General features: G+C 44.6%; 12 protein-coding genes and 1 CRISPR repeat array (1 of these 13 cut by a window edge). Of the genes, 11 read left to right on the top strand and 1 reads right to left on the bottom strand.

The genetic code is table 11. The features are described from left to right. Positions 1 to 13: 13 nt before the first annotated feature. The 4 genes from ACUHGC_RS11835 (at position 14) to tldD (ending at position 4,727) form a co-directional block, all read left to right on the top strand. Positions 14 to 268 carry a BolA family protein gene (locus ACUHGC_RS11835; RefSeq protein WP_446833486.1) on the top strand — a complete coding sequence of 85 codons (255 nt, stop codon included), beginning with the start codon at positions 14 to 16 and terminating at the stop codon, positions 266 to 268. A 44-nt stretch (positions 269 to 312) separates the two neighbouring features. Next, on the top strand, positions 313 to 1,590 hold the full coding sequence (gene murA, locus ACUHGC_RS11830; protein WP_446833485.1) for a UDP-N-acetylglucosamine 1-carboxyvinyltransferase: 1,278 nt from the start codon (positions 313 to 315) through the stop codon (positions 1,588 to 1,590). A gap of 184 nt (positions 1,591 to 1,774) precedes the next feature. Beyond that, the gene (gene rng, locus ACUHGC_RS11825; protein WP_446833484.1) at positions 1,775 to 3,253 is read left to right on the top strand and encodes a ribonuclease G; all 1,479 of its coding nucleotides are present in this window, start codon (positions 1,775 to 1,777) and stop codon (positions 3,251 to 3,253) included. Positions 3,254 to 3,281: 28 nt separating this feature from the next. Continuing rightward, entirely contained in the window at positions 3,282 to 4,727 is a 1,446-nt protein-coding gene (gene tldD, locus ACUHGC_RS11820; RefSeq protein ID WP_446833483.1) for a metalloprotease TldD, read from the top strand. Here the strand turns inward: tldD and ACUHGC_RS11815 are convergent. Beyond that, on the bottom strand, positions 4,724 to 4,957 hold the full coding sequence (locus ACUHGC_RS11815; RefSeq protein WP_446833482.1) for a recombinase RecA: 234 nt from the start codon (positions 4,955 to 4,957) through the stop codon (positions 4,724 to 4,726). The two genes, tldD and ACUHGC_RS11815, sit on opposite strands and share 4 nt — an antisense overlap. 206 nt (positions 4,958 to 5,163) lie before the next feature. Between ACUHGC_RS11815 and ACUHGC_RS11810 the strand changes: the two genes are divergently transcribed. The 7 genes from ACUHGC_RS11810 to cas6f all read left to right on the top strand — a co-directional run bounded on the left by ACUHGC_RS11810 (position 5,164) and on the right by cas6f (position 15,767). Further along, on the top strand, positions 5,164 to 6,369 hold the full coding sequence (locus ACUHGC_RS11810; protein WP_446833481.1) for an aspartate aminotransferase family protein: 1,206 nt from the start codon (positions 5,164 to 5,166) through the stop codon (positions 6,367 to 6,369). Between the two features lie 402 nt (positions 6,370 to 6,771). Beyond that, positions 6,772 to 7,740, top strand: coding sequence for a type I-F CRISPR-associated endonuclease Cas1f (cas1f, locus tag ACUHGC_RS11805; protein WP_446833480.1), 969 nt, complete (start codon positions 6,772 to 6,774; stop codon positions 7,738 to 7,740). 643 nt (positions 7,741 to 8,383) lie between these two features. Further along, on the top strand, positions 8,384 to 11,788 hold the full coding sequence (gene cas3f / locus ACUHGC_RS11800) for a type I-F CRISPR-associated helicase Cas3f (RefSeq protein ID WP_446833479.1): 3,405 nt from the start codon (positions 8,384 to 8,386) through the stop codon (positions 11,786 to 11,788). Positions 11,789 to 11,797: 9 nt separating this feature from the next. Then, complete coding sequence (gene csy1 / locus ACUHGC_RS11795) at positions 11,798 to 13,150, top strand: type I-F CRISPR-associated protein Csy1 (RefSeq protein ID WP_446833478.1); 1,353 nt, start codon at positions 11,798 to 11,800, stop codon at positions 13,148 to 13,150. Then, on the top strand, positions 13,147 to 14,100 hold the full coding sequence (gene csy2 / locus ACUHGC_RS11790; protein ID WP_446833477.1) for a type I-F CRISPR-associated protein Csy2: 954 nt from the start codon (positions 13,147 to 13,149) through the stop codon (positions 14,098 to 14,100). The genes csy1 and csy2 overlap by 4 nt, the downstream gene beginning before the upstream one ends. 20 nt (positions 14,101 to 14,120) lie before the next feature. After that, a complete protein-coding gene (gene csy3, locus ACUHGC_RS11785; protein WP_446833476.1) occupies positions 14,121 to 15,113 on the top strand; it encodes a type I-F CRISPR-associated protein Csy3 in 993 nt (330 codons plus the stop codon). A 6-nt stretch (positions 15,114 to 15,119) separates the two neighbouring features. Next, complete coding sequence (gene cas6f / locus ACUHGC_RS11780) at positions 15,120 to 15,767, top strand: type I-F CRISPR-associated endoribonuclease Cas6/Csy4 (RefSeq protein WP_446833475.1); 648 nt, start codon at positions 15,120 to 15,122, stop codon at positions 15,765 to 15,767. A gap of 132 nt (positions 15,768 to 15,899) precedes the next feature. Next, a CRISPR array of direct repeats spans positions 15,900 to 22,515; the repeat unit is 28 nt; unit sequence GTTAGCCATCACACAGATGGCTTAGAAA (it continues 496 nt past the right edge of the window).

The following is a 22,515-nucleotide window of genomic DNA, read 5'->3' as shown; positions in this document are numbered from 1 at the left end:
ACGAAAAATATCAATGGACGCACAAGCAATAGAAACGATTTTGCGCGAGCAACTGAATTTAGACGAAGTGTATGTCAGCGGCGAAAACGCACACTTTAACGTGACCGCTGTCAGTGACGATTTTGCCTCAATCAGCAAAGTGAAACAGCAGCAGCTGATCTACGCCCCGTTAATGCAATACATTTCAACCAATGAAATTCATGCGTTATCAATCAAAACCTTCACGGTCGCAAAATGGCAGCAAGTGCGGTTATTGAACGGACTTTAAGTTAATCTCGAATTACAGCAGCAAAGCAAGTAAAAGGAAAAATCATGGAAAAGTTTCGTATTTACGGTAAAACCTGTTTAAAAGGCAGCGTAGATATTTCAGGCGCAAAAAATGCGGCATTGCCGATTCTGTTTGCCGCGATTTTGGCGGAAGAACCGGTGACATTGACCAATGTACCTGACTTGAAAGACGTGTCCACAACACTGAAAATTTTAAAAAAATTGGGCGTAGCGGTTGAAAAAAGAGACAACAACACGATTTATCTGGATGCATCCAACATCAATAATTTCGTCACCCCTTATGAACTGGTAAAAACCATGCGTGCCTCGATTTGGGCGTTGGCGCCGCTGGTGGCGCGCTTCTGCCAAGGGCAGGTTTCCCTGCCGGGCGGCTGTTCTATCGGCGCACGTCCGGTGGATCTGCATATTTCCGGTTTAGAGAAATTGGGTGCGAAAATTAAACTGGAAGACGGCTATGTTAAAGCATTTGTTGACGGTCGCTTGAAAGGCACGAACATCGTAATGGACAAAATCAGCGTGGGCGCGACTTTGTCGGTGATGATGGCGGCAACTTTGGCGAAAGGCACGACGATTATCGAAAATGCGGCGCGCGAACCGGAAATCACTGATACCGCACTTTTCCTGAACAAACTGGGTGCGAAAATCAGCGGCGCAGGCACCGATTTAATCACGGTTGAAGGCGTTGAGCGTTTAGGTGGCGCAGAACACCATGTGATTCCGGACAGAATCGAAACCGGCACTTTCTTGATTGCCGCTGCCATTTCAGGCGGGCGAATTGTCTGCCGTGGCACGCGCGCTTCCACACTGGACGCGGTGATTGAAAAACTGCGCGAAGCCGGTGCGCAAATCGACACCACCGAAGACACCATTACACTGGATATGCTGGGCTATCGACCAAGAGCGGTCAACATTCGCACCGCTCCGCATCCGGGCTTTCCGACCGATATGCAGGCACAATTCACACTGTTAAATATGGTGGCGGAAGGCACCGGTGTGATCACCGAAACCATTTTTGAAAATCGTTTCATGCACATTCCGGAATTGGTGCGGATGGGCGCGAAAGCCGATATCGAAGGCAATACTGCAATTTGCTACGGCGTTTCCACCTTGAACGGCGCGGAAGTGATGGCAACCGATCTGCGCGCATCGGCAAGTTTGGTGCTGGCAGGTTGTATTGCCAACGGCGAAACAGTGGTCGATCGCATTTACCACATCGATCGCGGTTACGAACATATCGAGGAAAAACTTCGCGGCTTAGGCGCTCGGATCGAACGTTTTTCTGAGGCGGAAGTAGAGCAGTAATGTTTTGTATTTATGTTGTCTTTTTAAGATAACGGATCAATTAAAACCCGGCTTGTCCGGGTTTCTTTTTGCGCTTCATCACAATAACAAAAAAATAACCCGACGAAATGCAAATCCAATTTCTGCCAAGTGCGGTTTTACGATAGAATACAACGCATTAATTTAAAAAGAGAACGGATATAGTATGGCCTCAAGTGTAGAGTTATTGGTGAATGTCACACCAAACGAGACCCGAATTGCGCTGCTTGATACCGGCGTGCTGAAAGAAGTGCATATCGAACGGGAAGCCAAACGTGGTTTGGTCGGAAACATCTATAAAGGACGGGTGATGCGGGTGCTGCCCGGAATGCAATCGGCATTTGTCGACATCGGCTTGGAAAAAGCGGCGTTTTTGCACGCTTCCGACATCGTTTCGCACACCGAATGCGTTGACGAATCCGAGAAAAAACAATTCGTGGTGAAAGACATCAGCGAATTGGTGCGTGAAGGGCAAGACATCGTGGTGCAAGTGGTGAAAGATCCGCTCGGCACCAAAGGCGCACGCCTGACCACCGACATCACGCTGCCGTCGCGTTATCTGGTGTTTATGCCGGAAAACAGCCATGTCGGCGTTTCGCAGCGGATCGAAAGCGAAGAAGAGCGTGCGCGGCTGAAAGAGTTGGTGGAAGGCTATTGTGATGAATTGGGCGGCTTTATTGTGCGCACCGCCTCGGAAGGTTGTTCCGAGGACGAATTGCAGCAAGACGCACAATTCCTCAAACGGCTGTGGCGCAAAGTGATGGAGCGCAAGCTGAAATACCCGACCCGTTCAATGCTATACGGCGAATTGGCGCTGGCGCAGCGGGTATTGCGCGATTTTGTCGGCACGCCGATTGATCTGATTCGGATTGACTCCAAACTGACCTTTCAGGAAGTGCAAACTTTCACTCAAGAATTTATGCCGGAATTGACCGAACGGCTGGCGCTGTATGCAGGCAATCAGCCGCTGTTTGATCTGTACGGCGTGGAAAATGCGATTCAGCGCGGGCTGGAAAAGCGGGTGAATTTGAAATCGGGCGGCTATCTGATTATTGAACAGACCGAAGCGATGACCACGATTGACATCAACACCGGTGGCTTTGTCGGGCACCGAAATTTAGAGGAAACCATTTTCAACACCAATGTTGAAGCCACCCAAACTATCGCGCAGCAGCTACAACTCCGCAATCTGGGCGGGATCATCATCATTGATTTTATTGATATGCAAAGCGAGGAACACCGCGAGCGGGTGTTGCAATCGCTGAACGAAGCGCTGTCGCGCGATCGGGTGAAAACCAGTGTCAACGGTTTTACCCAGTTAGGTCTGGTCGAAATGACCCGCAAGCGCACGCGCGAAAGTTTGGAACATATTTTATGCACCGAATGTCCGGCGTGCAAAGGGCGCGGCAGTTTGAAAACCGTGGAAACCGTCAGTTATGAAATCGTGCGCGAAATCGTGCGGATTCACCACCAATACGACAGCGAACAATTCTTGGTTTACGCCTCAAGAGCGGTGGCGGACTATCTGATCAACGAGGAAGCGCACGGCATTTTGGCGGAGTTGGAAGTGTTTATCGGCAAACAAGTGCAGATTAAAACCGAAGTGTTTTACAATCAGGAACAATTTGACGTTGTCATCATGTAGCGACAACGCGTTTAAACAGAGAACATTCATGTTAACAAAAGTATCATCCAATTTATTGGCAGCCGACAACCTGTCACTTTCGCAATTAGCCAACATTTTAGATCGTTTTTCCGATCGCGACATTGACTATGCCGACCTGTATTTTCAATCGTCCACCGACGAAAACTGGGTTCTGGAAGACAGTATTATCAAAGAGGGTGGCTTTCATATCGATCGCGGCGTGGGCGTGCGTGCGGTCAGTGGTGAGAAAACCGGTTTTGCGTATGCCGATCAAATCAATTTGGAACAACTGCTGCAATGCGTTGACGCCAGCAAAGGCATCGCTCAAGCACAGGCCTCAACCCGCACGCCGATTATTTTAAAACCGACGACGGCGGAAATGCGCTATGCAGCGATCGATCCGCTGCAAAGTTTAAGTCGTGAGAAAAAAATCGAACTGCTGCATTTGATCGACCAAACCGCGCGCCGCGAAGATCCGCGCGTGATTCAGGTTTCCGCCAGTTTAAATTCGCTGTATGAGGAAATCTTGGTGGCGGCAAGTGACGGCACATTGGCGGCGGATATTCGCCCGTTGGTGCGGCTGTCGGTGTCGGTGCTGGTGGAACAAGACGGCAAACGTCAAAGCGGCAGCGCCGGTGCGGGCGGGCGTTTCTCGTTGGATTGGTTCTTGCAGGATTATCAAGGTGTCAGTCGCGCAGTGTGGTTCACCAAAGAAGCGGTGCGGCAAGCGTTAGTCAAGCTAAGTGCGGTGCAAGCGCCGGCGGGCATGATGCCGGTGGTGCTGGGCGCAGGCTGGCCGGGCGTGCTGCTACATGAAGCGGTTGGGCACGGCTTGGAAGGCGATTTCAACCGTAAAAAATCCTCGCTGTTCAGCGGCAAAATCGGTGAATTGGTCACCTCACCGCTGTGTACGATTGTTGATGACGGCACGATTGCCGATCGTCGCGGCTCATTAACCGTCGATGACGAAGGCGTGCCGAGCCAGCGCAATGTATTGATCGAAAACGGTATTTTAAAAGGCTATATGCAGGACAAAATGAACGCGCGTTTAATGGGCGTCGCCCCGACCGGCAACGGACGGCGCGAATCCTATGCGCATTTGCCGATGCCGCGCATGACCAACACCTATATGCTGGCAGGTGAAAGCCATTTTGACGATCTGATTGCCTCGGTGGATCAAGGCATTTACGCACCGCACTTTGGCGGCGGGCAGGTGGATATCACCTCGGGCAAATTTGTGTTCTCGGCAGCCGAAGCCTATTTAATCGAAAAAGGCAAAATCACCAAGCCAGTGATCGGCGCCACCTTGATCGGCAGCGGAATTGAAGTGATGCAAAACATCTCAATGGTCGCCGATAAATCCGAACTCGATCCCGGCATCGGCGTATGTGGCAAAGAGGGGCAAAGCGTGCCGGTCGGTGTTGGGCAGCCTGCGTTGAAAATCGACAATATTACCGTCGGCGGCACTAACTAACGCCGACGTTTCGCCAATTCAATCGCGGCGTTAATCGCCGCTTTGGCTTGCGGGCTGTTCCGCCAGCAGGAACTATCCAGCATTTCCGCCACTTGGCGGCAAATATCCTCATAACATTCATTTGCCAATTGTTCGAAAGAGTGAATGCCGATTTGCTCCAGTCGTGCGATAATGGTATTGCCTACGCCTTTGATTTGTAGTAGTTGTTCCCTTTCGGATGCTGAAAACATCATCATTTCCTCTCGCTGTGTATTTGGTTAAGTTTCATTCAAGTATGACATAAAGGCGAAGCGAGATTCAACTGGAACACCGCGCTTGAGAAATTACCTTTCGATAACTATTGATTGCTTGCGCAAATCGTTTTATTTTAGACAAAGTATTTATTGGACCGCACTTTTATTTATCGTACACGCGCTAATCAGATTAAGGAACAACCATGACACAATACACCAGAGCGACCTTTGATCAGGTCTTAATTCAAAATTACAGCCCGGCGGATTTTATTCCGGTGCGCGGCAAAGGCAGCACGGTTTGGGATCAAAGCGGCAAGGATTATATCGACTTCACCAGCGGCATTGCGGTGAATGCGTTGGGGCACTGTCCGGATGAAGTGGTCGAGGTGCTGAAGCGTCAAGGCGAAACCTTGTGGCATTCGAGCAACTGGTTCACTAACGAACCGGTGTTGGAATTGGCGTCGAAACTGGTGGAAAAAACTTTCGCCGAGCGTGTGATGTTTGCCAATTCCGGCGCGGAAGCCAACGAAGCGGCGCTGAAACTGGCGCGGCGTTATGCAGTCGATCATTTCGGTTACCAAAAAAGCAAAATTATCTCGTTTAAACAGAGTTTTCATGGCAGAACGCTGTTCACCGTCAGCGTCGGCGGGCAGCCGAAATATTCCGACGGCTTCGGGCCGAAACCGGCGGATATTATCCATGTGCAGTTTAACGATTTAGACGCGGTGAAAGCGGTGATCGACGATCACACCTGCGCGATTATCGTCGAACCGATCCAAGGCGAAAGCGGCGTTCAACCGGCGACGCCGGCGTTTCTGCAAGGGCTGCGCGAGTTGTGCGATCAATATCAAGCGTTGCTGATTTTCGATGAAGTGCAAACCGGCTTAGGGCGCACCGGCGCGCTGTTCTCGTATATGCAATACGGCGTGGTGCCCGACATCCTGACTTCCGCCAAAGCGTTAGCGAACGGCTTCCCGATCAGTGCGATGTTGACCAGCGACAAAATCTCGAAAAGTTTCGCGCCGGGCGTACACGGCACCACATTTGGCGGCAACCCGCTGGCGTGTGCGGTGGCGGCGAAAGTGGTGGACATCATCAGCGAACCGCACTTTTTACAGCAAGTGGAAAAGCGCTCGCAGCAACTGATTCAAGCGCTGGAACAGCTTAATCAAAAAGCCAAACTGTTTACCGTAGTGCGCGGCAAAGGGCTGTTGGTCGGCGTCGAATTAATTGAAAAATACCACGGCAAAGCGGCGGATCTGTGCAAAAAAGCCAATGACTTCGGCTTAATGATCTTAGTCGCCGGACCCAACGTGCTGCGTTTCGCCCCGGCACTGAACATCAGCGATGACGAATTTTCCCTCGGAATGCAACGTTTCGAGCAAATGTTGGATTCGTTATCGGAATAATATACAAACCAAGAGTAAGTATTGATCTGCCTTTTAAAAGTTAAATGAATATAATCAATTTTTATAGGCAGATTTTTTTGTTTATTAATATCACTAATTTTAAAAGCAACAGCCATTCCTTGTTTAATAATGATATTTTCTTGTGGTATTACTTGCTTAGCCATCTTTCCTTTAATGGTTTAACATATTAAATAAACAGTGTATAAATAGTTTATTTCTCAAATTTAATCATTATCTATGTTATAAATTCCTCATCTAAATTAGATGATGTTTATTAAAAAAGTGGATGAATTTTATATTAAAAATTAGTAATTATTGAGCTCGAAACAAATAATCTTAGAAATAATTGTCTAATTATGGAAATAGGATATTGAGTTATCTTTTTAGTTCGCAGGAGATACAATGAAACATTCTAATCAATATTTAGCCCCGTCAGATTTAAAAACGATTTTACATAGTAAACGAGCGAATATTTATTATCTTGAACATTGCCGTGTTATGCAAAAAGACGGGCGAATTTTATATCTAACTGAAACCAAAAAAGAAAATTTGTATTGGAATATTCCGATTGCCAATACCACCAGTATTATTTTGGGAACCGGAACGTCGATCACCCAAGCTGCGATTCGAATGTTGGCAGCGGCAGGCGTGTTAGTCGGGTTTAGTGGCGGGGGCGGCACACCGCTCTTTATGGGAACGGAAATAGAGTGGCTGACACCACAAAGTGAATATCGCCCGACAGAATATGTGCAAGGTTGGCTAAGCTGGTGGTTTGATGATGAAAAGCGTTTTCAGGCGGCAAAACGCTTACAGCAAGCTCGGATTCAGTTTTTACAACAAACGTGGAGTAAAGACCGAGAGTTAAAGGCGGAAGGTTTTGACACGGCAAATCAGGAATTAAATTCACTTTTGTTGCAGCAATTACAAGATTTGGATTCGCAGCGGGATGTTAGCGCATTATTGCAGCAGGAAGCACGCTTTACCAAAAAACTGTATAAATTTGCGGCACAAACCACGCAGAATGGCGAATTTACCCGCGATAGAGATGCCGGAGATCGAGCCAATATTTTTCTCAATCACGGCAATTATTTAGCTTATGGGCTAGCGGCAACCACAACGTGGGTGCTAGGTATTCCGCACGGCTTTGCGGTTATGCACGGCAAAACTCGTCGTGGCGCATTGGTGTTTGATATTGCTGATTTAGTGAAAGATGCCATCGTGTTGCCACTTGCTTTTATCTGTGCCAAGGAACAAGCAAGCGAGCAAGAATTTCGGCAGGAATGCCTAAGGGCTTTTACACAACATAGTGTGTTGGATTTTATGTTTGATGTGGTGAAAAAACTGGCGTTAGAACATAACGCCAGTGAATGAACCTATCGGTTGGATAGTTAACTCTATATAAAATAATATTTTTTCTAAGCTACTGTAGCAGTAGATCTATAGTATATACGAAAATCTCAGTGGGACGTCAATAATTAATAATTATATTAAATAACATTTGGTTTGAAATTTTGTGGTAAGAAGGTTAGTATTTAATCAATCTAAGGTTGAAACCGGCTTTAGTGCGATCGGTCACTCACCAAGGATTCGGATATGCTCACTACGTATGTGATATAGACGTTAAAGTGCGGTTAGGGGCTCCTTAACCGCACTTAGCTTATTTTTGAAATGCGACCTGTTTGAATTGTTCTTTTAAAATATATTATTTATCAAATAATTACAGGCGTTGAGAAAATAACGGGATAATTTAGCTTTGATGTTTATCTTATTGTTTTACCGGTTATTTGTCGAAAAGTATTCTTGTTAGTTATCACACAGATGGCTTAGAAAATTGGTCACCATATAGCAGCGTTCCCGCGAGTGTTAGCCATCGCACCGATGGCAGAAAATATTGACTGAATTAATGTGATGAAAGGCAAATTTTCCGATTTAACTGTTTGATAAATAATTATTAAGAAGAGTACAATTTTTCAATTGTGAATTAAATCTGTTTAGTGGCGGTAGGTGAAGCAGTATGATGGTGATTTTTGTCAGCCAGTGTGAAAAGAAGGCGCTTACCCGCAGCAGAAAAGTGTTAGATGCGTTTGCGAATCGGATTGGCGATAATACTTGGCAAACGGTGATCACCGATGACGGTTTGCAAACAGTACGGCGATTATTGCGGCAAACCGCCAGCAAAAATACTGCCGTCAGCTGCCATTGGATTCGTTCACGTTCTCGCTCGGATTTGTTATGGATTGTCGGCAATCGACAGCGTTTTAATTTACAGGGCGTTGTGCCGGTGAATCATACTCGGCGTAATTTATTGCACAGCGAGTGGGAAAATCATTGTATTGCTAGCATTCAGATTATAGCGACCTTGGCGGCATTGCTGCACGATTTAGGCAAATCGACTGTGGGCTTTCAAGGGAAATTACGACAAAGTGCGGTCAAAGGCGATCCTTATCGGCATGAGTGGATCTCTCTTAAAATTTTTGAATGGCTGCTGCAGGGCTGTAGTAACGATCAAATGTGGCTGACACGCCTTGCTGATATTAAAGCCTATTTGGCAAACCCTACAATTTCACTTCAAGATTTTTTACAACAGCAGCGTGATGCGGCAAAAGTTGACACATTCCCGCCATTAGCACAATGGATTGCTTGGCTGATTGTTACCCACCACCGAACAGCACCTTTTGATAAGGTTCACTATAATTCCGGTCAGATTAAGCAGCGAAAACAAGATAAACAATACTTAAGAGAAGCATTGCTGCGAGTTTATCAGCACATGAAAGCCGTTGATTTCTGGGTGAAAAATCCAACGGCACAGGAGGCGTTGCCGAAGTCGAAACAAGAGGAGTATTGGCAGTTTGATACCTTGATTTTAGCCAGTCCGGCTTGGCAAAAAGCAGTAAAGCGCTGGGCGAGAAAAGCGTTACAACATCAACCGCTGTTGCAGCTCAGTGAGCTGGCGGCGCAGAGTGGTAAACCGATTGAAGATACATTATTACTACAGTTTTCACGATTATGTTTGATGATGGCGGATTATCATTATTCCAGCCTTGATCGTGATGATAAGCGCAGAGTGAGTGGAGCTAAAGAGTTCGCTACGCTGTGGGCGAATACCGATAAAACCACCAAAGAGGTTAAGCAAACGTTAGACGAGCATTTGCTGGGCGTTGCGGGTGCAGCGGCACAATTTGCTCGTGTTTTACCGATTGTTGCGGCTGAACTGCCTCGATTGATTCAGCAAGACAGCTTGATTAAAAATACGGCGATTCCTCGATTTACTTGGCAAAATAAAGCGTTTCAACTGGCAAAATCGGTGCAGGAATTATCGCAAGAAAACGGCTTTTTTGGTGTCAATATGGCATCAACCGGCTGCGGAAAAACCATCGGTAATGCTCGAATTATGTATGCGTTGGCGGATAAAACACAAGGCGCACGCTTTACGGTGGCATTGGGGCTAAGAGTGCTGACATTGCAAACCGGTCAAAGTTACCGTGATAATTTAGGCTTGAATGCGGCACAGCTAGCCATTTTGGTCGGCGGCAGTGCACAGCGTAAATTATATGAAATGTTAAATTCAGGCTCTGCAGACAAATCGGAGCAGCCAGAAGAAATAGAAAATGAATTAGATGAGAATCCAGCGCTGCAAACGGCATGGGGAAGTGAATCGGCAGATGAGATTGTTGAAGGCTTTGTCGATTCGACGCTTGATTACAGCCAGTTCGACAATTTAAATTTAGAAACAATTCTGGATAGCTCAAAAGCCAAACAACTGCTGTTTTCACCGATTACGGTGTGTACGGTTGATCATCTGATTCAGGCGAGCGAGTGCAAGCGTGGCGGCAAATATATGTTGCCGATTTTGCGCTTGTTAAGTAGCGATCTGATTTTGGATGAACCCGATGATTTTGACCAAGCGGATTTGCCGGCTTTAACTCGCTTAGTGCATTTGGTCGGTTTGTTGGGCGGACGGATTTTGCTGTCATCGGCAACGTTGCCGCCGGATTTAATTCAAGGATTATTCAACAGCTATTTGGCGGGCAGAACCGCCTATCATCGTCATTACGGCAAGCGCTTGCCGAATGTGGTGTGCGCTTGGATTGACGAACAAGACAAAGCAATGAAAACGATTCAATGCCAGCATAGTGCTAATTTTGAACGTGAACATCTTGCGTTTGTTATCAAGCGGATCCTCTTTTTGCAACAACAGTCTGTGCGGCGAATGGCGGAAGTGATGCCGTTGAATGTGCAATATCGGAAGGATAACCCAACTCAATTTTTTGATGAGTTAGCGCAATGTTTGGCAGATTCAGCGCTATTACTACATCAACGACATCATATTCAACATCCGAAAAAAGCGGAGGCGGTGAGTGTCGGTTTGATTCGGATAGCCAACACGATCAACATTGTTCAGCTTGCCAATGCGTTTAATCGGGCAGTGAAACTGCATGAGGACGTGCATATTCATTTGTGCTGTTATCATGCAAGGCAACTGTTGCTGCTGCGCAATATCTTAGAGAGTCGTTTAGACCGCACTTTGAAGCGTGATGCCGCACGTCCGGAATCCCTTTTTGAACAGCCTGACATTTGTGTAGCAATAAAACAGTATCCGGCAAAACAGCATATTTTTATTGTATTGGCGACACCGGTCGCCGAGGTGGGACGTGATCACGATTATGATTGGGCGATTGTGGAACCGTCGTCAATGCGCTCAATTATTCAGTTGGCAGGGCGAATTTGGCGACATCGTCCGGATAAAAAAGCGGAATCGGCTAATCTTTTGATTCTACAGAAAAATATTCGTGCCTTGCAGCATGAAGCTGTGGGATTTACCAAACCCGGATATGAAAGCGAACAATTCAAACTGGCAACGCATGATATGACTCAGCTCATGCCCGCCGAACAGCTACAAAGCGTGGATTCCATCGTCAGAATTGCCAAGCCGGAATCACTTCAGCCACAGGAGATTCTGGCGGATCTGGAACATCAGGTGATCAAAGATCTGTTAAATCACGACGAGATTAACTTTGTTAATGCCTATTGGAGTGAAACTGCAACCTCTAATCGGGCAACCAGCCATTTGCAAGTGTTGAGCCCGTTTCGTGCGGGAAAAGCTGAGGACGAATGGTTATTGATTCCGAGTGATGACGGTTTTGATGTGTATTCATCTGAGCAGGTGAGAAAGCTGACTTTAGCAGCGTCTGCTCGACATAATCATTATGTTCGATATGAGCCAATCACATTTCAAAATCCACAATTGAGTGCTTGGCTTTGTATTGATTTAGAAACCGCACTTGCGCAGTTGCAGCAGCAAAACTCAGAACAGCGCAGTTTAAAAAGTTTAGCCATCACTTATTCGTGTGTTACGTTGGACGAAAATCGACACGGTTGGTTTTTTAATGAATGGCTGGGATTTTGGCGTAATAAATAAGGAGACAATATGGAGCAGATTACCAGCGAGCAGATTAAAAGTGCGGTTCAGGCATTTCTAACCGCTCAATATGAGAAGAAAACCGAAGCTGAACGCAAGCAGTTGGCGAAAGCAAAAGAGACAAATGATTTGGCTAAAGTCAGCGAGCTGGAGGCATCATTAGCAGGCACTCGGAAAAAATATCAGTTGGACAACTGGATTGTCGAAGCGGAACGCATGGCGAAGCAGTTGAAATTTGGTACGCATATCTCGAAAGGGATTCACCCTGATGCCAAAGGTGATAATATCAATTTTCAGACTGACCGCACTTTGCCTATAGGGCTGGTCGGCTCACAGAGTATTGATAGCCTTTTATTAGATGCTAACGGCAATGCTGCGGCACTGCCCTTAGCCGCTTTTTTTGATATAAATATTGGTGAAAGCCCAACGAAACTTCGGGCTTTGATTATGCAGGATAGCCCATTATTAGACGGCGTATTTGCCGAAAATAAAACGCTATCGGCACATTATCAACGCCAATTTAAAGCGGCGTTATCCAGTGAATTACAGGAACCGACTACTCACGAACGCAATAAGCAATTGCTCTTTTCGCTCGGAACGGGAAATTACCGTTGTATTATTCCGCTCTATCCTTCCGTGTTAACGCACGAATTTTACCAACGCATTATTGGGTTGCGCTTTTCTGAAGAAAATAAAACGGCAAGAGAGAATCGTTTTAAGAAAACCGCAGAGCAAAAACCTTACCTCAGCATATTAAATACTGCGACAACTCAATTAGGTGGAACTAAGCCACAGAATGTCAGCCAATTGATGAGCAAACAGGGCGGGCGAAATTATTTGTTGCCTTCTTTACCACCGCACTTTCAGCGGCAACGAGGTTTGAGAATTGGTGCAAGAACAGAGAGTATCTTTGCTAAAAACTTAGCTTATATTTGCAGAGAACCGTTAGAGGCGCTATTTAAACTGATTGAAAGGGATTATAAAAGTTTCAGGATTCGAAATGCTCGAGAATCTATTTTAGATGATATTTTATTTCGTATTTTACAGCAGGCTATGGCGATTCAAAGCAGTAAAGCGCCGGGCTGGACAACGGCGCTTGAATTAAATTATCACGAAAAATTATGGTTAGATCCGCAGCGTGCGGAATTAGCTGATCAGGAACAGTTTAAAATTGACCGCAATGAAGGACGTTGGCGTGAAAAAGTCGCAGAGCGGTTTGCGAATTGGCTGAATTATGAGCTGAAACAACACTTCAAAACAATTAAAGATGATTTTGCCGATCCCGAACATAGCGAATGGCGTGGGGTGATGAATGATGTGATCAAGGATAGCTTGTTAAGTGGTAAGGAGGTGTTCCAATGAGTATGCAAACAAAAGCAATTGCCGGATATTTGGTGTTCAATCGGGTAAAGGTGCAAAATGCCAACGCTATTTCTAGCCCGCTTACTTACGGCTTTCCGGCAATTAGCGGGTTTCTCGGTGCATTTCATGCCATGTCTCGCCGATTAGAACAACACCAATCACTGTCGCATTTGTCGTTAGACGGTGTGCTTATTGCCTGTCATCAATGCGAAGTGAAAGCCTATCGCCAAAGCAGTTACAGTGATTTCACCTTTAATCAAACTCGCAATCCGGTTAAAAAAGACGGTTCAACGGCTTCCATTATTGAAGAGGGCAAATGCGATCTGCTGCTAACACTGGTTGTTGAAGTGCGCACCGATGATATTTGGAATGTCGAACAGCATATTCAGACGCTAATCACACTTAGCCAACAATGGATTCAACAACAGCGTCTTGCCGGTGGCAGCGTGATGGGGCTGGCAAATTATGAACCGGTGCGCTATGTGGCTGCGGAAGATGTGGAGCAAATTAAACGTTACTTATTGCCGGCGTTTGTATTGATGAACGCACAGCAAGATTTGCAAGCGATCACCGAAACGTTGCAGCAAGAAAACGCTGCAGCGACCGCACTTGACGCTTTGATTGAAGCGGTTACGTTGCGCCATATTCCGGAATCAAACCAACACGGCGGGGTGGATTGGTACACGAAGTCGGAAAAAAGTGGGCGTGGTTGGTTAGTGCCGATACCGTTAGGTTTTCAAGGTATTTCAGCGTGTTTTGAGCCGGGAGTTATGCAGCATAGCCGCAATCCCGAATACGGCAGCCAATACGTCGAAGCGGTTTATAGCTTGGGAAAATGGGTTTTCCCCCATCGAATCGATGATATTCAGCAAGCATTTTGGCATTACCACCACGATGCTGAAAAACATCTTTATTTAACCATTCAACCGAACCAAACAGATCATATTTAGTTCTATAAAAGGAGAATACAATGAGTAAATTAACTGTTGCCAGCGTCTTAGCATTTGAACGTAAACTGGATATTTCCGATGCCTTTTTCTCACAACGGAATAGTAACGATCCGACTGCGGAGGAAAGTGCGGTCAACATTCGTGAAAAATCGGTGCGAGGCACTATCAGTAATCGCTTGAAGAATGCCATTATCAACGATCCTGCTAAGCTTGACGCAGAAATTGAAAAAGCCAATTTACAACGAGTGGATATGGCGGCGTTAGATGCCGAAAATGACACCTTGGTTGTAAAATGGACTTGTAAAGTGTTGCCTTTCTGCGGCAAACCGAGTGTTTGCAATAATCAAGAATATCAAGCAGCATTGGTTGAAACGGTGCGAGGTTATTTGAACGAACATGGCTTTTCGGTGTTGGCGCAGCGTTATGCCGTCAATTTAATTAATGCCCGTTGGTTGTGGCGTAATCGTGTCGGCGCAGAAACAATTCAAATTCAGATCAAGTGCGGTCAGGAATCGGTAACCATTTCAGATGCGTTGGATTATAGTCTGAATGCGTTTCCTGTTGATGAGAATGTGCAGAAAGTCGCTGGCTGGATTGAAAAAGGCTTTTCCGGTGAGGCGTTTACTTTACTGGAAATTGAAGCCAGCGTGAAAATTGGCTACGGACAAGAAGTGTATCCGTCCCAAGAATTGGTGCTGGATACTGGAAATAAGAAAAGCAAAATTCTTTATCAAATCAATAATAAAGGGGGAATGCACTCACAAAAAGTCAGCAATGCAATTCGCACGGTTGATACTTGGTATCTCGATGCTGAATTTCCGATTGCGATTGAACCTTATGGGGCGGTAACCACCATGGGGAAAGCCTATCGTCAACCAAAACAAAAACAGGATTTTTATACGTTATTTGATAATTGGATCATAAAAGGCGAGAAACCGGAAGCGGAACAACAACACTACGTGATTGGTATTTTGATCCGTGGTGGGGTGTTCGGCGCCAGTGGCAAGGAGTAGTGCGTTATGCAGTATTACCAAGAGATCACGATTATCAAAAATCCGGAGATTTCGCCTTATTTTATCTGGAGCAAGCTTTATACTCAGCTGCATTTGGCGCTAGTAGAGCAGCTTGATTCAGAGAATCGCAGCGACATCGGCGTCAGTTTTCCGGAATATCGATGTGTTGAAGATACAGAGCAATCGGTTAAAACGCTCGGTTGTAAACTGCGTGTGTTCGCACATTCTAAGGCAGAACTTAAGGAACTGAATTTACCTCAATGGCTTGTACGACTTACCGATTACGTTCATATTCGCAGTGTACAGCCAGTGCCGGATAACATCACGCAGCATTTGATTGTCAGCCGATTACGGCAAAAATCAAATAATGACCGAATTACTCGAGCCTATGCTAAAAAACATCAACTCAGTTTTGAGGCGGCGAAAGAGGAACGGATTCAAACGTTTGCGGATAAACATCAATTAACCTATAAACAGTCTGTGGCGCACTATCATAATCCAATTTTGAAAGAACGCCCGTTTATTAAAATCCAAAGTCTGCATTCTCAATTGCAATATTCTTTGGAAATAGAGCAAACGTTGACTGAAAGTGCGGTTAAGGGAAGGTTTAATAGTTACGGATTAAGCAGTACAGCCACCGTACCGACATGGTAAAAACCTATTTTTCAACGCTCTTTTAAAATATGTTATTTATCAAATTATTATAAAACTGCCAAAAATAATGGTCAAAGTATGATCTTCTCACTAGAGTATTGCTTTGACTGTTATTTTGCAGATAATAGTCTTGTTAGCCATCACACAGATGGCTTAGAAAATCAACGCCCTGTAATAACGCGGATATTTCTCGTTAGCCATCACACAGATGGCTTAGAAACACCTAAGTCTCCGGGAGAAACGTTAATGGATGTTAGCCATCACACAGATGGCTTAGAAAATTACGCAACTGGACCGGCTCTCCAGCAAGTGGTTAGCCATCACACAGATGGCTTAGAAAGAATGCAAGAAGCGGTTTCCTGCTTGCTTACAGTTAGCCATCACACAGATGGCTTAGAAATTTGCTTAACGCAGTAATATCAGGCACTGATGATTAGCCATCACACAGATGGCTTAGAAAAGTGTGATTATTAAACAATGGTCAGCGTTAAAGTTAGCCATCACACAGATGGCTTAGAAAGAACCGACGTAGCAATTTTGAGATATTTTCAAGTTAGCCATCACACAGATGGCTTAGAAACATTCGGATATTTGTAACTGCTTTTCCCAAACCGTTAGCCATCACACAGATGGCTTAGAAATGCATAATGGCGTCCGTCAAGTGTCCATGATTGTTAGCCATCACACAGATGGCTTAGAAAACGCTGGATATGAATATGTTGACGGACAATTAGTTAGCCATCACACAGATGGCTTAGAAATATCGCAAGCTTAGCAAAGTTGAAAAACAGCAGTTAGCCATCACACAGATGGCTTAGAAAGACAGCCCCGCCTTGTCAGCCTCGCGCTGAAAGTTAGCCATCACACAGATGGCTTAGAAACTCCAGCGGCAGTCTAGCCAACAAACTGATCGGTTAGCCATCACACAGATGGCTTAGAAATAGAAGCTCATCATCGGTATCAAGAAAGTAATGTTAGCCATCACACAGATGGCTTAGAAAACCACCCACATCTATCGGTATTACATAGCCCCGTTAGCCATCACACAGATGGCTTAGAAACAATTCCGCAATAAACTTTACTGCATCGTCATGTTAGCCATCACACAGATGGCTTAGAAACTAAAAATTTATCTAACGATTAAGTATGATGTGTTAGCCATCACACAGATGGCTTAGAAAGTCTTGCTCACCGCGTCGCACTCGCTCAAACAGTTAGCCATCACACAGATGGCTTAGAAACTGCACTTTATGGCGGGGAGGATGTCAAGCTATGTTAGCCATCACACAGATGGCTTAGAAAAACCGACATTGGCAGCGACAAATAATCACGGAGTTAGCCATCACACAGATGGCTTAGAAAATGCCGAAAACCAAATAAAGGAAAAATAAAATGTTAGCCATCACACAGATGGCTTAGAAAGGAACGCAAAACATCAGGAAGAATAGCTGAAAGTTAGCCATCACACAGATGGCTTAGAAAATTAACGTGGCTACAGGTGAAGTTGAGGTTAAGTTAGCCATCACACAGATGGCTTAGAAAGACCTAGCTAATGCGTTAAACAGTCAGATCAAGTTAGCCATCACACAGATGGCTTAGAAATCACACATTAATTTCATACTCATAGTTCAAGCGTTAGCCATCACACAGATGGCTTAGAAAGCCTAAGGTTTTACCCAATGCCAAAATTGGACGTTAGCCATCACACAGATGGCTTAGAAATTATCAGTGTGGATAATTACACGGGGAGTAAAGTTAGCCATCACACAGATGGCTTAGAAAATATTGAGTATAGATGGAGCGCCTCCTTTCTTGTTAGCCATCACACAGATGGCTTAGAAAATTAGCTGATCGGTTTCGTCATTTAAAAGCTCGTTAGCCATCACACAGATGGCTTAGAAAGATGACGCATTCCAAAGTATTCAACGCAATAAGTTAGCCATCACACAGATGGCTTAGAAACTATTAAAGCCATGACTGGGTACTCATTAAATGTTAGCCATCACACAGATGGCTTAGAAATCGAACGTACATAGCTTTGCAATATTCAGGGAGTTAGCCATCACACAGATGGCTTAGAAACAATTATCAAATTCAACAACCGGAAATAGTCAGTTAGCCATCACACAGATGGCTTAGAAAATATACCCATGCATTGCCGTATACCAATGCATGTTAGCCATCACACAGATGGCTTAGAAATCTTAGGTAAGATGATTTCATTGTATCCAATTGTTAGCCATCACACAGATGGCTTAGAAATCCCATATTTCTGCACGAGCCACGATTTATCAGTTAGCCATCACACAGATGGCTTAGAAATCATTGGGTTGTTACTCCTGTGTCATTGTCTAGTTAGCCATCACACAGATGGCTTAGAAAATACCGAAAGACACTAAAATAACAGACTATACGTTAGCCATCACACAGATGGCTTAGAAATTACACAAATCTCAGCAATTATCGTTACCAGAGTTAGCCATCACACAGATGGCTTAGAAAGCATTGAACGGAAGAGAAATATCCGCGTTATTGTTAGCCATCACACAGATGGCTTAGAAAGATCCAACCTTATCTGACAAATCAATTAGAAAGTTAGCCATCACACAGATGGCTTAGAAATCGCATTGATTACGACAATAACGGACGGGTTAGTTAGCCATCACACAGATGGCTTAGAAACCGAAAAATTAACGTTTGAACATTTTTATAATGGTTAGCCATCACACAGATGGCTTAGAAATTCTAATGCACGCTCAGCACTCAATCTAACCCGTTAGCCATCACACAGATGGCTTAGAAACTCAAGCGGTAGACGCGCCAACAAACTGATCGGTTAGCCATCACACAGATGGCTTAGAAATTGTTTAATTGCTATGGAGTATAAGGGGAGGAGTTAGCCATCACACAGATGGCTTAGAAAGAAATCTTACTGATTGAGGGAGATATCTCCGGGTTAGCCATCACACAGATGGCTTAGAAAGCCCTAAAGGACGGAGTTTTACAGCACGACTGGTTAGCCATCACACAGATGGCTTAGAAACGCCTCTTCAAGCCGTAACGCAAGATTAGTCGGTTAGCCATCACACAGATGGCTTAGAAAGAACAACGCTGCTGACATTGCAGCAGAAAAAGGTTAGCCATCACACAGATGGCTTAGAAAATCAAGCGGTATCAGTGGCAACATCGAGGTACGTTAGCCATCACACAGATGGCTTAGAAATGTAGCTGTTTTGCTAGCAAAAACCCCTCACCGTTAGCCATCACACAGATGGCTTAGAAATGAGTATGAAGTCAAGACGTGGCAGATACAGGGTTAGCCATCACACAGATGGCTTAGAAAGGTTGGAAGATGACAATAAAATGCTTATCGATGTTAGCCATCACACAGATGGCTTAGAAAGTTATTGATCACCTTAACGCTTACATTTGGTTGTTAGCCATCACACAGATGGCTTAGAAAGATCGGCAAGTTGGTTCATCACTTCATGACCGGTTAGCCATCACACAGATGGCTTAGAAAGGCGTGCGACTGACTAGAGTTAAAGTGGGTGAGTTAGCCATCACACAGATGGCTTAGAAAATGATATAGCCTTCGCCGCGCTTATAAATAATGTTAGCCATCACACAGATGGCTTAGAAATTGCCGATGGCGTGCATATTCTCGCGCAACCGGTTAGCCATCACACAGATGGCTTAGAAAACGCGGTGATAATTATAGCAATATAATTATTAGTTAGCCATCACACAGATGGCTTAGAAATCTAGGCAACTTACTCAAATCGGACAGCAAATGTTAGCCATCACACAGATGGCTTAGAAATAAACAGCTTTTCTCCCGTTGAGAATGTTATAGTTAGCCATCACACAGATGGCTTAGAAACGCTCAAAAGGGTTTGATTTCAGTCCGAACACGGTTAGCCATCACACAGATGGCTTAGAAATCAAGGCTGCCGTAGGATTTATTGATTTCGTCGTTAGCCATCACACAGATGGCTTAGAAACATTACTTTGTGGGAAAGAGTTTGGATAGTAAGTTAGCCATCACACAGATGGCTTAGAAATGATAGAAAAAAATCACCGTCGGTGAACTTGTGTTAGCCATCACACAGATGGCTTAGAAATCAACGCAATAATAAACAAATTGTTTATCAGAGTTAGCCATCACACAGATGGCTTAGAAAGCCAATCTAAAACGGGCGGAAAAGCAATTGCAGTTAGCCATCACACAGATGGCTTAGAAAGCCTTGTGTCGAAACAAGGCTAACATTATCGAGTTAGCCATCACACAGATGGCTTAGAAATCAAAGGTTAATCGAGGCTCTTTTAAATCAGTGTTAGCCATCACACAGATGGCTTAGAAAGAATTTGGCTTTAACTGCGGCCCGTTGTTCGGGTTAGCCATCACACAGATGGCTTAGAAAACGATCACGCCATTGATACAGTTGGACTTGATGTTAGCCATCACACAGATGGCTTAGAAAATTAACTAAAAGGCTGCTGATGTTTTACATCCGTTAGCCATCACACAGATGGCTTAGAAATATCTCGTCTTGATGAGTATATTGTATTATTGGTTAGCCATCACACAGATGGCTTAGAAAGCACTGGCGAAACTACCAAGTCACGAACAGTAGTTAGCCATCACACAGATGGCTTAGAAACGGCATAGCGCGGGGCTTCATGTCGCTCAACAGTTAGCCATCACACAGATGGCTTAGAAAATATTGCATGAATTGTTGTTAAAAGGCTTTATGTTAGCCATCACACAGATGGCTTAGAAAGTTAGCAGAATAGTAAATAGATTAAATAGGTTGTTAGCCATCACACAGATGGCTTAGAAAACTAGTGAATTATCTTACAAATACAGAAATAAGTTAGCCATCACACAGATGGCTTAGAAAAGGATAATCTCGCCACCAAAATTCACTTCTGTGTTAGCCATCACACAGATGGCTTAGAAAAGGATAATCTCGCCACCAAAATTCACTTCTGTGTTAGCCATCACACAGATGGCTTAGAAACACGCATAGACGGCAAACCAATTGCAGAAAGGGTTAGCCATCACACAGATGGCTTAGAAAGATATGAGGGGGAAACATGGACACATTAGACCGTTAGCCATCACACAGATGGCTTAGAAAAATCAGAAATGCCCCAACTAACGAATACTCAAGTTAGCCATCACACAGATGGCTTAGAAAGCTCATCAACCTTACGATTAAGCTGTGATAACGTTAGCCATCACACAGATGGCTTAGAAACCTGTAATTTGTGTCGCATATTGCAAGACTGTGTTAGCCATCACACAGATGGCTTAGAAATTGCTGCAAGCCAGCCAGATCTAACGCTAACTGTTAGCCATCACACAGATGGCTTAGAAATTTTTCCTAATTATCGTCATATACCTTGTATCGTTAGCCATCACACAGATGGCTTAGAAAATCACATCACGCGCCTGTGCGCTCAAGCCACCGTTAGCCATCACACAGATGGCTTAGAAAGTTACAAGGGCAAACAAAAATCAACCATTAACGTTAGCCATCACACAGATGGCTTAGAAAGCTTGCATTTTCGCGACCATCAACCGCACTTCGTTAGCCATCACACAGATGGCTTAGAAAGTTACAAATGAGCCACCAATCTAGCGCAGAATGTTAGCCATCACACAGATGGCTTAGAAATGCTGTTGGTTTTACATGCGGGTCAATGATAAGTTAGCCATCACACAGATGGCTTAGAAAAAATGAAATGTGTGTGATTTTTAAAGAAATATGTTAGCCATCACACAGATGGCTTAGAAACAAGAAAATCCCGAAGTATGCGGATTGAGACCGTTAGCCATCACACAGATGGCTTAGAAATAAAAAAAGGGGGTTCGCTCGGAATGGTTATCGTTAGCCATCACACAGATGGCTTAGAAACTAAAAACCTCACTTTCCCTCTTTCTGTTCTCGTTAGCCATCACACAGATGGCTTAGAAATTGACTGCCGCTCATCTAGTGATGATGAAGCTGTTAGCCATCACACAGATGGCTTAGAAAATCTATACTCAATATGGATGTTTCAAAAGTGAGTTAGCCATCACACAGATGGCTTAGAAAACTGGTGAATTATCTTACAAATACAGAAATAAGTTAGCCATCACACAGATGGCTTAGAAAAAAATAATGCTTGACTATATAATCATGATTATGTTAGCCATCACACAGATGGCTTAGAAAGAAATATCGTAGAGAAAAAAGGGTCGGTGCTGGTTAGCCATCACACAGATGGCTTAGAAATTTTTATTATCTCAAGCGAGCCTATCTCGTCTGTTAGCCATCACACAGATGGCTTAGAAAAACGCCTGCATTTAAAAGCGGTAGCTTGTTAGGTTAGCCATCACACAGATGGCTTAGAAACTACAACCACACAGAAAGGGTTTTATCTTGATGTTAGCCATCACACAGATGGCTTAGAAAAGATTTCAGTCGCACTGCCAACTGCCGCCAGTGTTAGCCATCACACAGATGGCTTAGAAACGGATGAGGTAGCTGATATTGTTGATGATCAGGTTAGCCATCACACAGATGGCTTAGAAAGCCCATATCGGATATGTCGTCAATTTTAATCAGTTAGCCATCACACAGATGGCTTAGAAACACAACCAACCATCCGGCAAATTATGATTTATGTTAGCCATCACACAGATGGCTTAGAAATGACAGCGAAAGTGAAAAAGGCAAGCCGATTTGTTAGCCATCAC

The organism is Testudinibacter sp. P27/CKL/0425, from assembly GCF_052931395.1.
The sequence above is the reverse complement of the archived record's forward strand: the minus strand, read 5'-3'. Positions and strand labels throughout refer to the sequence as shown.

Bases quoted from the DNA above. Each gene is read 5' to 3' on its own strand.
- ACUHGC_RS11835 (WP_446833486.1), top strand. From the start codon at position 14: ATGGACGCACAAGCAATAGAAACGATTTTGCGCGAGCAACTGAATTTA.
- murA (WP_446833485.1), top strand. From the start codon at position 313: ATGGAAAAGTTTCGTATTTACGGTAAAACCTGTTTAAAAGGCAGCGTA.
- rng (WP_446833484.1), top strand. From the start codon at position 1,775: ATGGCCTCAAGTGTAGAGTTATTGGTGAATGTCACACCAAACGAGACC.
- tldD (WP_446833483.1), top strand. From the start codon at position 3,282: ATGTTAACAAAAGTATCATCCAATTTATTGGCAGCCGACAACCTGTCA.
- ACUHGC_RS11815 (WP_446833482.1), bottom strand. From the start codon at position 4,957: ATGTTTTCAGCATCCGAAAGGGAACAACTACTACAAATCAAAGGCGTA.
- ACUHGC_RS11810 (WP_446833481.1), top strand. From the start codon at position 5,164: ATGACACAATACACCAGAGCGACCTTTGATCAGGTCTTAATTCAAAAT.
- cas1f (WP_446833480.1), top strand. From the start codon at position 6,772: ATGAAACATTCTAATCAATATTTAGCCCCGTCAGATTTAAAAACGATT.
- cas3f (WP_446833479.1), top strand. From the start codon at position 8,384: ATGATGGTGATTTTTGTCAGCCAGTGTGAAAAGAAGGCGCTTACCCGC.
- csy1 (WP_446833478.1), top strand. From the start codon at position 11,798: ATGGAGCAGATTACCAGCGAGCAGATTAAAAGTGCGGTTCAGGCATTT.
- csy2 (WP_446833477.1), top strand. From the start codon at position 13,147: ATGAGTATGCAAACAAAAGCAATTGCCGGATATTTGGTGTTCAATCGG.
- csy3 (WP_446833476.1), top strand. From the start codon at position 14,121: ATGAGTAAATTAACTGTTGCCAGCGTCTTAGCATTTGAACGTAAACTG.
- cas6f (WP_446833475.1), top strand. From the start codon at position 15,120: ATGCAGTATTACCAAGAGATCACGATTATCAAAAATCCGGAGATTTCG.